The organism is Mesorhizobium sp. AA22, assembly GCF_001672375.2.
GTDB classification, from domain to species: Bacteria; Pseudomonadota; Alphaproteobacteria; order Rhizobiales; family Rhizobiaceae; genus Mesorhizobium; species Mesorhizobium wenxiniae.
The window spans coordinates 6,573,068-6,586,360 of sequence record NZ_CP048406.1 but is presented as its reverse complement, the minus strand read 5'-3'; the positions used below and the strand labels follow the sequence as shown (position 1 = coordinate 6,586,360).

Below are 13,293 nucleotides of genomic sequence, written 5' to 3'. Positions count from 1 at the left end.
GTGCGGATCAGTTCGAAAGCATGCGGTCGACCCAGCCGAGGAAACCGCCCTTGGCCCGCACCGCTTCGAGCGCCGGCGCCGGCACCGATGCGGCGCGTGTGGTATGGGCGCGCGGCGGCAAATATTTGTTGGTCGGGTGATAGCCGAGTTCGGGCATCAGGTCGACGCCGCCGCGCTCGGCCACCAGCTGCGACACGGCCGATGCCGGGTCGCCGAGATCGCCGAAATGCCGCGCGCTGGTCGGGCAGGCGGCGACGCAGGCCGGCACACGGTCTTCTTCCGCCAGATTGTCGTTGTAGATGCGGTCGACGCACAGCGTGCATTTCTTCATCACGCCAACATCGGTGTCGAATTCTCGCGCGCCATAGGGGCAGGCCCAGCTGCATAATTTGCAGCCGATGCACTTGTCCTCGTCGACCAGCACGATGCCGTCCGAGGCCCGTTTGTAGGAGGCGCCGGTCGGGCAGACGGTGACACAGGCCGGTGTCTCGCAATGCAGGCAGGAGCGTGGGAAATTGACCGTGCGCCCACCCATCTCCGTTATGTGCTCATAGCTGTGCACGCGGTTGAACCAGACCCCGTCGACATCGCCGCCATAGGGATCGATGTCGGTCAGCGGCGCCATGTGACCGCCGGTGTTCCATTCCTTGCAGGCGGTGACGCAGGCCTGGCAACCGACGCAGATGTCGAGATCGATGACCAGGCCGAGCTTCTTGTCGGTATGGGCGGGAAGGCAGGTCATGGTCTGGCAGCCTCTCTTTCCCGGCGGAACTCGGCCCCGAAACTGAGCTTGTCAGCCGAGGGTTCGAAATGCGGCGGCTGCCGGAAGCGCTCGAACTGCGGCTCGGTGAAGCCTGCTTCTTCAGCGCATTTGACGATGCGGACGCGCAGGTCGAACCATGCCGCCTGGCCGGTCACCGGATCGGAATTCGAATAGCGCTTGCCGTTCGCATCGGCGGAGGTCTGGTCGCCGATGATATGGTTGAGCAGGAAGCCGCGATTCGATTCGGCGGCGTCGTCCTTCAGCCCCCAGCTGCCGCGCCGTTTGCCGATCGCGTTCCAGGTCCACACCGTATCCGGGTTGACGCCGTCGACCAGCTTGATCTGCCCCTTGACCCTGCCGTTGATGCTCTCGATCCACACCCAGTCCTCATCGGCAAGGCCGAGGCCGGCCGCGGTCCGGTTGTGCACGAACAGCCGGTTCTGGCTGGTGATCTGCCGCAGCCACGCGTTCTGCGAACCCCAGGAGTGGTACATATGCATCGGCCGCTGTGTCAGCGCGTGCAGCGGGTATTTCTCGAGGTCGACAGCGGCCTCCTCGAAGGGCGCATACCAGAACGGCAGCGGATCCATATAGGTCTCGATGCGGCTGCGCTCTGCCTCCGGCGGCCGCACCCTCCCATGGCCGCGCGCGGCGAGGCGAAAGCGCTGCATCGGCTCGGAATAGAGCTGGAAGACGATCGGCTCGGCCTTCGGGATAAAGCCCATATTCTCGGCGAAATCAAGATAGGAGCGGTTGGCCATCTTGTAGTAGCGCTGGTCGTCCGCAAAATCATGGTGCCAGAAGCCGCCATTGTCGATGTAGCGCTGAAGCTGGTCGGGATTGGCCTCGCCCTTACCGATCGAGGCGCCGTCCTTGCCGCGCCAGCCGGCGAGCGGGCCGATGCCCGGCGAGCGCTCATGATTGACGATGTAATCGGCATAGTCGCGGTATTTGGCCGAGCCGTCGTCGTCGACGAAGCCGGGCAAGCCGAGCCGCGCGCCGAGCTCTATCAGCACCGACTGGAATGGCCTGACGTCGCGGTCCGGCTCGACGACGGGATGGCGGATGGCGTCGCCCGGGCCGTCGGCATGGCTGATCGGCCGGTCGAGCAGGCTGATGCAGTCATGCCTTTCGAGATAGGTGGTGTCGGGAAGCACGAGATCGGCGAACGGCACGGTCTCGGAATAATAGGCGTCGGAATAGATGATGAAGGGGATCTTGTAGTTTCCGGCCTCGTCGCTGTCGGTCAGCATGGCGATGGTCTCGACGGTGTTCATCGACGAGTTCCAGGCCATGTTGGACATGTACATCATCAGCGTATCGATCTTGTAGGGATCGCCGGCCCAGGCGTTGCGGATGACGGTGTGCATGAGTCCATGCGCGGCGAGCGGCGAGTCCCAGGAGTAAGCCTTGTCGATACGGATGGGCGCGCCGTCATCATCGACCAGCAGATCGTCCGGCCCGCAGACGAAGCCGAGCGGCATGCCCTCCAGCGGCGTCATCGGCCTGACGTCCTTGCCCGCCGGCTTCAGCTCCGGCGGCGCCGAGCGGGGGTAGGGCGGCTTGAAGCGAAAGCCGCCCGGCACGTCCACTGTGCCGAGAAGCACCTGAAGCAGATGAATGGCGCGGCAAGAGTGAAAGCCGTTCGAATGGGCCGAGATGCCGCGCATCGCGTGCATCGACACTGGCCGGCCCTTGATCGTCTCGTGCCGGCGACCGGCCCAGTCCGTCCACGCCACCGGCAGTTCGATCGCCTGGTCGAAAGCGACATGCGCCAGTTCGGCGGCGATCCGGCGGATGGTGTCGGCGGGAACGCCGCAGCGTTCGGCAACCGCATCGGGAGAATAGCTCTCCTGCAGATAGCGGTCGGCGATGAGCTGAAAGACCGGCACGCAGCGGTGGCCGTCGACCTGGAAGTTGCCGGTCAGCGCCGGTTTTGCATCAGTGTCGGTGGCGCTGATGGGCACTTTCGCCGCCCTGTCCCAGGCCAGCGGATCGCCGTCACTGTCGCGCGCGAACAGCCCGTCATCGGCCGCACCCGACTCCTGGATGACGAGGACATGGGCGTTGGTGTAACGCAGCAAATAATCGAGGTCGACGCGGCCGGCCTTCAGCAATTCGTGGACGAGGGCAAACACGAACAGGCCGTCGGTGCCGGGCCGGATGCCGATCCAGTCATCGGCGATGGCGTTGTAGCCGGTGCGGCACGGGTTGATCGAGACCACCTTGGCGCCGCGCCCCTTGAGCTTGCCGAGACCGATCTTGATCGGATTGGAATCATGGTCTTCGGCCACGCCGAACAGCATGAAGTATCTGGTGTTGTCCCAGTCGGGTTCGCCGAACTCCCAGAATGAGCCGCCGATGGTATAGAGCCCGCCGGCCGCCATATTGACCGAGCAGAAGCCGCCATGGGCGGCGAAATTCGGCGTGCCGAACTGGCTCGCCCACCAGCCGGTCAAGGATTGCGACTGATCGCGCCCGGTGAAGAAGGCGAGTTTCTTCGGATCGGTCTGGCGTATCCTCGAAAGCCGTTCCGTCGCGATGGAAAATGCTTCCTCCCACTCGATCTCACGGAATTCTCCCGAGCCGCGCGGACCTGTGCGCAGCAATGGCTTCTTCAACCGGGCCGGACTGTAGTGCTGCATGATCCCGGCGCTGCCCTTGCCGCACAGCACGCCGCGATTGACCGGATGGTCCTTGTTGCCGTTGATGTAGCGGACCTTGCCGTCCTTGATGTGGACGTCGATGCCGCAGCGGCAGGCGCACATGTAGCAGGTGGTCTTGGCGATGCTGTCGGAGACATCGGGCGAAGTATCGACGCCATCGCCCTCGTCGGGCGCGCGTGTGTCGGCAAGGGGCCGTTGGGACGGTGCGGAATTGGCGCCGCGCAGCGTTCGGTGGTTCATGATCCGGTGCTTTTGTAAGCCGTGAATTTGGCTCTCGTCTTCGGCCCGGGGCCGCGCATGTAGTGCTCTTCCGGATGATAGCGATCGCCGGCAAGCCGGCGCCGTAGGCTGCGGGTCCAATGGGCAAACAGGGATTTTAACCGCCCGATCACATTCTACCCTTTGCGGCTTGGCCGCGATATTTTTCCAATTTCTTTCAGAAACTTAGAACAAAGCAATCGATCCGTCTAACAAGTTGCTCTTGTAACTTCAATCGAATTTGTTTCTTAATTCTCTCATGACCCTAGACCAATTGCGGATCTTCGTTGCTGTCGCCGAGCGAGGGCATATGACCAAGGCGGCCGAGCTGCTGGGCATTTCCCAGTCGGCGGCGTCGGCCGCCATCCGCTCGCTCGAACAGCAGCACGGCGTCCGGCTGTTCAACCGGGTCGGCCGCAACATCGAGCTCGCGCAGACCGGGCACCGGTTCTTGCCTGAGGCCAAGGCCGTGCTCGAGCGGGCGGCGGCCGCTCACAATGTGCTGGAGCACGTTTCCCAGACGATCACCGGCAGCCTTTCGATCGCCGCCAGCCAAACTATTGCCAGCTACTGGCTGCCGCGCCGCCTGGCCTCCTTCCACGAGGCCTATCCCGCCGTCAGGCTGAGCGTGACCATCGGCAACACCAGGCAGGTCGAGACCAATGTCCTGGACGGTACGGCGGATTTTGGCTTGGTCGAGGGGCGCACTGAATCCGACATATTGCGGCGCGCCAAGGTCGATGTGGATCGACTGATGCTGGTCGTGGCGCATTCGCATCCCGAGATCGTTGAAGTCTCGCGCGGGCATCCGGATATCAGGGAGTTCCGCTGGATCATCAGGGAAGGCGGATCAGGCACGCGCGAGGTGCTGGAAGATCTTGCCCGCCGCGAAGGGATCTCGTTCGCGGACCTGCGGATATTCCTAGTACTGCCGAGCAACGAGGCGGTTCGTCAGGTGGTCGAGGCCGGCGCCGGCGCCACCATCATTTCGAGGCTCGTCGTCGAACGAGCCGTTGCCGAAGGCAGCTTGCGGTCCGTGCCAATCGAACTGCCGAAGCGCGATTTCGCGATGATCACGCATCGTGACCGGCAGGCAAGCCTGGCCCAGATGGCACTCAAGGTGCATCTGAGCGCGAGGGCCGACGAAACCGTCCGGGAATAAGCCGGGTCAGCCGAATTTCCGCTGCGCGTCGAGCGCCAGCCCAAGCCCGACCGAGCCGAACATGTCACCTTGGATGACGGACGCCTGCGGCAACAAGGCTAATATCTGCTGCCTTGCCAGCGGGATGGCGGTCGATCCGCCGGTCAAGAACACCGCGGTGATGTCGGAAGGTTTCACCTGCGAGTCCCGGATGGTCTCACCAACCGTCGCCGCCACTCGTTCGATCTCGCTAACGATCGTGGCTTCGAGCCCGGCGCGCGAAATTTCTGCCGCGAACTTCGCACCGGGCAGCGCGACTACGACATCACCAGAAAGTTGCTCCGTCAGCGCGATCTTGGCATTTTCAACCAAAGCAGCCAGCGCGTGCCCGTAACGATGCTCGACGATATGGATGAAACGGTCGACCAGGTCGGCGCGTTCCGCCTCGTAGCGGATCTGGCGCAGATGCGTCATCGCCTTCGGGGTGTAGACCAGATTGATGCGCTGCCATGTCGCCAGGTCGATGAAGTAGCTGGCCGGCAAGTTGCGCTTGCCGTCCTTGGTCGGCGAGAGGTAGCCGAGCTGCGGCATTACATGGGTGATGCTCAACAGCCGGTCGAAGTCGGTGCCGCCGATGTGGATGCCTCGGCTCGCCAGAATGTCGTCTTTGCGATCGAGGGAGCGGGCGCGCTGCGGCGACACCCGCACGATCGAGAAGTCGGATGTGCCGCCACCCATGTCGACGATCAGCGCCAGTTCTTCCCGCGTGACCTTCTGCTCGTAATCGAGCGCCGCAGCGATCGGCTCGAACTGAAAGGCGATATGCTTGAAGCCCTGGGCGCGTGCCGCGTTCTCGAGTTCACCTTCAGCCTTGGCATCGGCCTCGGCATCATCGTCGACGAACTGCACGGGACGACCGAGCACCACGCTCTCGACCGTATGGCCGGCATTGTCCTCCAGCTTTTTCCTGAGATGGCCGACGAACAGACCGATGATCTCGGTAAAGGCGATCGATCGGGCCTTGATCCGCGTCTTTTCATGGACAAGTGAACTGCCGAGCACGCTCTTCAGCGAGCGCATCAGGCGACCTTCGATGCTGTCGGTATAGTTCGCGATGGCGCGGCGCCCGAAATAGTTGCGGTTGTCCTCGAAGTTGAAGAATACGGCGCTCGGCAGCGTCACTTCGCCGTCTTCCAGCGCCACCAGCCGCGGCTGCCCGTTCCTGACCACGCCCACGGTGGAATTCGAAGTGCCGAAGTCGATACCGCCGAATGCTGATCGCATCGTAAGTCCTGTATTCTGATGTGGGAGCGACAGCTCGTGTCCAGTCGGGCCGGGGTCGCGGTCTAACCCATGAACCCCAAAAGGGGAACCACCTTTCGGAAGAGGCCTAGTCCTTTCGGAAGACCAGTCTTCCGAGCCAGCCTGTCAGCATGGCTAGCGACACGGCGAAGACGCCGTAGAGGAAGGAATAATCGTGGGCGACGCGGAAGATCGACTGTTCGAAACCGGACTTGCGGATTTCGAGCTGGGCGGAGCTTTCCTTGATGAACAGGCCGCTCTTGAACAGAAACGCACGGGCCTTGTGGGTGCCGACTGGAACGTTGGGGGCGAGCCTGACGGTGGCGCGAAACAGGTTCTGCGACAGGAACTGCACGCCGCCAACGTTCTCGCTGTAGAGGCCGGTCGCCGTTTTGCGCTCGCGCAGCGCCGCGGTGAATTCCTGGATTGTCGCTGGACTGTCGCCATCGTCGGCCGGCTGCATGTAGATGTTGGCGGCGCCGAGCGACAGTTGCTTGTAGCTGTTGGGGTCGGTGACGTCCTGTAGCGGGCGCGTCGTCGCCACCGAATAGGACACCGGCACATTCTCGAAGGTCTCGGACTCCAGATTGATCCAGATGCCGAGCACCCGGTCCTTACGGCGCACGACGACCGGCCGGGCCGGACCCTCAAGCACGACGATGATGTCGTAGCGCCCCTGGCGCGCGACAAGCGGGTCGGCATTTTCCAATGAGCCGAAGATGGTGAGATCGGCGCCGGAAAAGCCGGCGGTGATCGAGACATGGTCGGTGGACAGGCCGATCTGGATATTTTCGGTAGCTGGCGTCTGCGCTTTTCCGGGTGACGCGACTGCCAACAGCGACAGCGAGGCAACGACCAAGAACGCCCTCAAGCCCGCCATCAGGTCGGATCCACGCCGGACAGGGAATAGAGGTTGGGCGGCGTCACGAACAGATCGATCGCGAGCCGGATTGCGACCGCCAGCACCAGCAATGCCAGCAGCGCCCTGAGCTGCTCGCCACGCAGCCTTTGGCCGGCCTTGGCGCCGTATTGCGCGCCGGCGACGCCGCCCGCCATCAACAGGAAGGCGAGCATAACGTCTACTGTCTGGTTGGTGGCGGCGTGGACCAGCGTCGTGTAGGCCGAGGTGAAGATGATCTGGAATAGCGACGTGCCGATGACGACGTTGGTCGGCACTTTCAAGAGATAGATCAGCGCCGGTACCATGATGAAACCGCCGCCGACGCCCATGATCGACGACAGGAAGCCGATGCCAGCGCCGAGGCCGAGCACCGGGATGACGCTGACGAAAAGCTTTGAGGCCCTGAACCGCATTTTCAGCGGCAAGCGGTGGATCCAGTTGTGCTGGCCGGATTTCTTTAGCACCGGTGCCGCGCCGCTGCGGGTGGCGCGCAGCGCATTGACGCTCTCGACCAGCATCAGCCCGCCGACGGTGCCAAGCAGCACGACATAGAGCAGGGAGATGAACAGGTCGAGCTGGCCGAGTCGGCGCAAGAAACCAAAGACAAAGATGCCGCCGGTTGAGCCGACGATGCCGCCTGCCAAAAGCACACCGCCGAGCTTGAAGTCGAGCGTGCCGCGCTTCACATGCGACAATGCGCCGGAGAAGGAGGAGGCGATGACTTGGTTGGCGCCGGTGGCGACCGCGATCGCCGGCGGTATGTTGTAGAAGATCAGCAGCGGCGTTATGAGGAAGCCGCCGCCCACTCCGAACATGCCCGACAGGAAGCCCACTGCCGCGCCCATGGCCAGCAGCACGAAAATGTTGACGGAAAGTTCCGCGATCGGGAGATAGATGCCCACCCGTCAGTCTCGATCAGTTTGCCTCTCGGCGAATGCAACCGTTGCGGGCATTTCGCGCCAAAAAGCCTATCTCGTTCTTGCGCCGACCGGGCGGCGAAGTCAAACCTCGCCACGCCGCCGAAACAAAAAACAACTCAATCAGTTAACAGGCAAATGTGTGGCAACGGCGTCGCGGAAACGACGCATCTGACGTTATTTGCGCGCAAGCAGCGCCTTGACCAGTTTTTCGTCGACCGCGCCCGTCGCCTGCAGGTCGTTGTCGGTCTGGAAAGCCATGATGGCATCCTTTGTTTTCTGGCCCATCACGCCGTCGGCATTGCCGGCCTCATAGCCGTTCTTGTTGAGAATGCGCTGGATATTCTGAACGACCTTCTTCATGTCGACGCTGGCGGTCGTCTGCGGCGTACCGTCCTGCCATGATTCGGGAATGTCGGCCGAATTGGCCGCAGGATCGATCGGCTCTGCCTTCCACAGTTCGGCGGCGGCGCGTGCGCGTTCGAGCTGCTCGGGCCTGAGCGCCTTGGCGATCTCGTCGCGCTTTGCCGCCGCATCCTTGTCGCCGGTCTTGGCGACGAGTGAGAACCATTTGTAGGATTCTTCGAGATTCTGCTTCATGCCGACGCCCTTCGCCGCCAGGATGCCGAGATTGAACTGGCTGTCCTTGACGCCGAGCTCGGCGGCGGCCTGGAACCAGTGCGCGGCGGATTCATTGTCGGTCACTCCGTCCGCAGCCATGGCAAAGAGCACGGCGAGATTGTGCATGGCGCTGGCGTTGCCCTGAGCCGCGGCGAGCTGGTACCAGGTCTTCGCCTTCTTGACGTCGCGCGCGACCCCTGTGCCTTTCTCATAGAAGTTGCCGATCCGGTATTCCGCCGGTGCGAAGCCGAGTTCGGCTGATTTCTCGTACCATTTGGCGGCCGCCGCCATGTCTTGCTTGACGCCGCGCGATTCGGCGTAGCGCGAGCCGATCTCGAACAACGCCTTGGCGTCGCCGCCGGCCGCTGCATCACGCAAGGCAGCTGAGCCGGCATCGGCTGGGATGTCGATGTTGGCAGTGGCCGCCGCTGTCGAAGCATCCGCAGGTGTGACCGTGCCGGTCATCTCTTGGGTCGCGGGCGTGGCGGCCCGCGCTGTGGCCATTGGCTCGGTGTCCGCAGCCGTCGGGCCCGCAGGTGCCAAGGCTGTCACGTTCGCCGCCGCCGGATCGGGCGGCGCCGTTGGTGTCATGGGCGCAGGAACGGGTTCAGCCTCGGGTGCGGTGCCCATCGTCGTTCCGGCGTCCGACAGCGCGGCGCGAGCGGCCGGTGCCGGCATGTCGTCCTCGGCTATCGATTCGGACGGTTCTGCTTGCCGGACGGCACGAGCCGGCGCGCTGTCCTGTGCTGCAGTTTGCGCATCCGTCTTCGGCTCGCTGGCGGTACCGGCCGACACGGTTTCCGCCGGCTGCGCGGACACGACCGGCGCCGCATCATTGCTGGCTATTTCAACGGGATCCGAGAAGAAGGCCTTGCCCAATTGTAAGCCGGCGAGCGCTAGCATGACTGCGGCGGCCGCCATCAGGATCGGCTTGCGCCGCGCCTTGAGCAGGTCGCCGATCCTGAGCGCCTTCACCGGGCCGCTCATCGTCGATTGCCGCTTGAGAGCGTCGGCCTCGGCAGCGGCCGCTTGCGCCGCGCGTCTGGCTGCGGCGATGAAGTCGGATTTCGATGCATCGGCATTGCCGGCCCTGACCGGCGGTCCGCGTTCGTCGCGCACGCGTTTCATGATGGCGTTGAGGTCGGGGGGGCCCGAGCCGGGCTCCAGCGGCCGGTTGGCAACCTTCGGATCCAGCGGCTCGTCGAGATCGGCGCTCGGTATCTCGACATCAGGCGCCAAGCCGGCAAGCGGTGGAACGTCTGCCTCCTTCTTACCCTTGAAGGCGCGCGCCAGTCCGCCGAACATCGACTTCCGGCCAGCGGGCTGCTCACTTTTCTCCGTCACCGTATCCGCACCAAGCGCCGCCATGGCCGCGGCCGCAGCGGCTTCGGCCGGCGTGCGCGGGTCTGGCTCATTGCGCATGATAGCATTGGCACGGCTGTCAAGGTCGGCCATGTCTCCAGTCAGCGGTAATGGCTGGTCGATATCCATGGACGGCGCGTCCTGGACCGTGATCTTGGAGGCTCGTGCCGCCCGCGCGCGCACCGGCGCAGCAGGCTGCGTGAACTCGCTCGCGGCTTCGGTCGCCTCGCCGGTTTCCAGCGAGCCCAGTCGGTCGACGATCTTGAGCAGCGTGTCGTGAATGGCCTCGAAGGTCCTCGAATTGCGCTCGTCGGAACGGCGCGTCAGTGCTTCGAGCGTCTTCAGATCCTGGGCGAGGCCAGAGACGGCGGCCGTGTTGGCACTGGAGCCGGCCAGCGAACGGACGGCGCTCTCGGCGGCCTCGCGCGCCGCGCTGAGGATGGAATCGCGGGTGCCAGCCAGCGACTTCTCGATTTCGTTGAGACGAGGGCTGATGTCCTCGAATTCCGGCAGTGGCGTGCCGGGCTTCGAAAGATGCGCCGACAGACCCGCGACTTGCGCCTCCAAGCTGCGGATCAGGGCCGGGTCGATGCCGGCGACTTGTGCCGCGGATGAATCCAGCCGGCTTGAAATATCTTCGAGGCGGCCTTCCAGGCCACGGATCGCCGCTTCGCTTGCGGAATCGCGAACGCGCGTTTCCATGCGCTGGGCCAGCGCGCTGAAGCGGGCGTCGATGGCGTCCATGATGCCGGCCCCGTCGATCTGCGGCACACGTTGGTCCAGCCTGTCGACGACTTCGTCCAGCCGGCGCTCGAGATCACGAAACAGCATGTTGCCTTGTTCGATCGCGTCGCCTTGGCGGCGCTCTATCATGCCGGACAGCACGTCGAAACGTTGCTCCAGCCCCTGGAAGATGTAGTCGGCATCCGGCATGGCAGGCGCCCTGTCGATCTTGTCGGCAATGAGCGCGATCTGCTTGTCGAGACGCTCCATCGCCTGCTCCGGCAAATTGGCCCGGCCGGCAAGATCGTCGACCCGGCTCGACAGCATGTTGAGGCGGTCGATAACCTCGCCGCTGGGGTGAACTTGCGTGACTTCCTCGATCTGCTGGGCAAGCGAGGCGATTCGCTTCTCGATTCGTTCGAAGGGCTCGGGGTCGAATGAATTGGCCTGCGCGGCGACGGTGGATGCGACGATAGCGCGGGAAATCTCGTCCAGCCGCTCGTCGATCATACCGAATGTGCTGCTGCCGCGATTGTCCTGCTGCCTGGCGAAATGATCTACCGCACCGGCAAGCGTGCGGACCTTTTCTTCGAGCGACCGCAGCGACAGTGATTCCGGCAAATTGTTGACGGCATTGCTGATCTGTTCGAGCCGGTCGGTCAGCATCGAAAGACCGGGTGCGTCCGACCGCTTGCGCTGATCGGCATCGACACGATCCTCGAACGCGGTCCAGCGGCGGTCGAAATCGTCCCAGCGGCGGCCGACCGCCTGCACGCTCTCCTCGCGCGCCAACGTGTCGAGCGCGGCCTTGACCTGCTCCAGCTCGAGCCGGAGCATGTTGACGCTTCTGTCGTCGCTCTTTTCGGCAAGGGTCTGGATGGCGCTGGAAAGCCGCTCGAACTCGACGCCGAGTTCGGCGCTGCCTTTGCCGCCCCCCGATTGGCCACCCGGCTGGGCGCTTGCCTGGAAAGCCCGCTCGATGTCCTTGCGCAGCGCTTCGAATTCGCGCTGCAGGCCGGCGGTCATCTGGTGGCGCAGTTCCTCGCGCAGACCGCGCAATTCGCCGGCGATCTTGCCGACCACGGCGACGCCGTCTTCTTGGCCGCGCACGCGGTCGATATCGCGGGCGATGGCCTGGTAACTTTGGTCGAAGCCAGCCGGCGCCGGGCTTTTCGGCGGCTGTGCGAGGCGCGGATCCTCATAGGGTCGGGCGCTGGCATAGCGCGGCTCCGCGCTCGGCCGGCGCGGATCGAGACGCTCGCTCATGTCCTCGCGCGTCCGCTCCAGCCGCTGCTCCAGCGTTTCCAGGGAACGGTTGAGCTGTTCAAGCGTGGTGTGCGGCCTGCGCTGCCTGCCGGCGTTGAGTGTATCGAGATAGGACCGCTTGCTGTTCATCGATGCGCCCGTTCAGAATTACTGCTGGCTTATGACCAGTGTCCCAAAGTCCTGCCGGAAACGAAGGCGGCCGCGCGGCTTTGCTGCGGCGGAAGACCAACTTCCCGGGTTTCACCCGCGCTCCGAAAAACCGTGAAAAATTCGCTACAGGATAAACACGGGTAACCGACATGCGCACATTTCGCCCAACGTGGTAAACAACGCGTTAACTAAGCTTAAGAAGTTACAACGTGTTGGCGGGCCGCCCAAAGCGCCACCGGGCCATGCGCTGGCGGATGCGGCAAAAAGTTCCTCCCCACAACGCCCTTGCTTCGTGAGGCGGCTATCGGTATAGAATTGACGTAAACGTAAGGGTGCACAGACTGTGCCCTTTGCGATTTGTTTGTTGAAACCACGAGTGGAAGCACGCCCCCGCTTCCACTCAGGCGACGCAAGGTCCGGGACTGCGACGCCACCAGATGGGGAAAGCCAGTGACCATGAAACTCGTTTCGCCCGGCGCAGCCGCGGCCAATACTAATGACATGTCTGATAAAGCCGGCGAGGATCTTGTCCGCATCGGCGAAATGGCCAAGAAATACGGAGTAACGCTGCGCACGCTGCGTTTCTATGAGGACAAGGGCCTTCTCAATCCGCAGCGCGACGGCTCGACCCGTCTCTACACGCGCCGCGACAAGGCGCGGCTGAAGCTGATCCTGCTCGGCCGCAAGGTCGGATTCTCACTGCGCGACGTCAAGCAGATGATGGATCTGTATGACCCGACAGGCTCTAACACCAAGCAGTTGCGACTGGCGCTCGACAAGTCGCAGAAGCAGCTTGCCCGTCTGCAGAAGCAGCGGGCGCTGATCGACGATGCCATCAACGAATTGAGCAACTCGATGGCGGCGGTGCGTCAGATGCTGAGCGAACGTGCGGCGCCGCAGGCCAGCGTCGCCGGATAATTCGATCTCGCCGGATCCGGTGACCGGGCTTCTGACGAATGAGAGCCGTGTGGCCTTGGCCGCGCGGCTCTTTCTGTCTTCCGGCTGCGTCGGGAGGATTACATTTCAATCTGTTCCGCACTGGCTTCAACGGTGTAGCGCCGCTACGCTCACGGGTGAGACTTCGGGAAAATTTGTCGCATCAAAAAATTGACGTTTACGCAAACGTCAACTTTTGCTATCCCCGACCTGAACATTGGTCCGCATGCTGTCCCTGACTTCATCTTGGGGCTTGATTTCGGGGCCAAGGCCGCATGGTGGAGGAA

The 13,293-nt window shown here is 63.4% G+C and carries 8 protein-coding genes; 2 read left to right on the top strand and 6 right to left on the bottom strand.

Annotated elements, in window-relative coordinates; all coding sequences use genetic code 11:
- Positions 1-7: 7 nt before the first annotated feature.
- Positions 8-742 carry a 4Fe-4S dicluster domain-containing protein gene (locus A9K68_RS31070; protein WP_065005859.1) on the bottom strand — a complete coding sequence of 245 codons (735 nt, stop codon included), beginning with the start codon at positions 740-742 and terminating at the stop codon, positions 8-10.
- Positions 739-3,669, bottom strand: coding sequence for a molybdopterin oxidoreductase family protein (locus A9K68_RS31065; protein WP_065005858.1), 2,931 nt, complete (start codon positions 3,667-3,669; stop codon positions 739-741). The genes A9K68_RS31070 and A9K68_RS31065 overlap by 4 nt, the downstream gene beginning before the upstream one ends.
- A gap of 277 nt (positions 3,670-3,946) precedes the next feature.
- On the opposite strand from A9K68_RS31065, the gene A9K68_RS31060 reads away from it, so the two are divergent.
- Entirely contained in the window at positions 3,947-4,849 is a 903-nt protein-coding gene (locus A9K68_RS31060) for a LysR substrate-binding domain-containing protein (RefSeq protein ID WP_065005857.1), read from the top strand.
- 6 nt (positions 4,850-4,855) lie between these two features.
- On the opposite strand, the gene A9K68_RS31055 is transcribed toward A9K68_RS31060, so the two are convergent.
- The 4 genes from A9K68_RS31055 to A9K68_RS31040 all read right to left on the bottom strand — a co-directional run bounded on the left by A9K68_RS31055 (position 4,856) and on the right by A9K68_RS31040 (position 12,049).
- Positions 4,856-6,112, bottom strand: coding sequence for an Hsp70 family protein (locus A9K68_RS31055; protein WP_065005856.1), 1,257 nt, complete (start codon positions 6,110-6,112; stop codon positions 4,856-4,858).
- 106 nt (positions 6,113-6,218) lie between these two features.
- Positions 6,219-7,010: a TIGR02186 family protein gene (locus A9K68_RS31050; protein WP_029356874.1), complete on the bottom strand. Its 792-nt coding sequence runs from the start codon at positions 7,008-7,010 to the stop codon at positions 6,219-6,221.
- On the bottom strand, positions 7,010-7,933 hold the full coding sequence (locus A9K68_RS31045; RefSeq protein WP_065005855.1) for a sulfite exporter TauE/SafE family protein: 924 nt from the start codon (positions 7,931-7,933) through the stop codon (positions 7,010-7,012). The genes A9K68_RS31050 and A9K68_RS31045 overlap by 1 nt, the downstream gene beginning before the upstream one ends.
- Positions 7,934-8,125: 192 nt before the next feature.
- Positions 8,126-12,049 carry an SEL1-like repeat protein gene (locus A9K68_RS31040; protein WP_065005854.1) on the bottom strand — a complete coding sequence of 1,308 codons (3,924 nt, stop codon included), beginning with the start codon at positions 12,047-12,049 and terminating at the stop codon, positions 8,126-8,128.
- Positions 12,050-12,526: 477 nt separating this feature from the next.
- Here A9K68_RS31040 and A9K68_RS31035 point away from each other — a divergent pair, with 477 nt between their 5' ends.
- Positions 12,527-12,988: a MerR family DNA-binding transcriptional regulator gene (locus A9K68_RS31035; protein ID WP_082982088.1), complete on the top strand. Its 462-nt coding sequence runs from the start codon at positions 12,527-12,529 to the stop codon at positions 12,986-12,988.
- Positions 12,989-13,293: the final 305 nt, after the last annotated feature.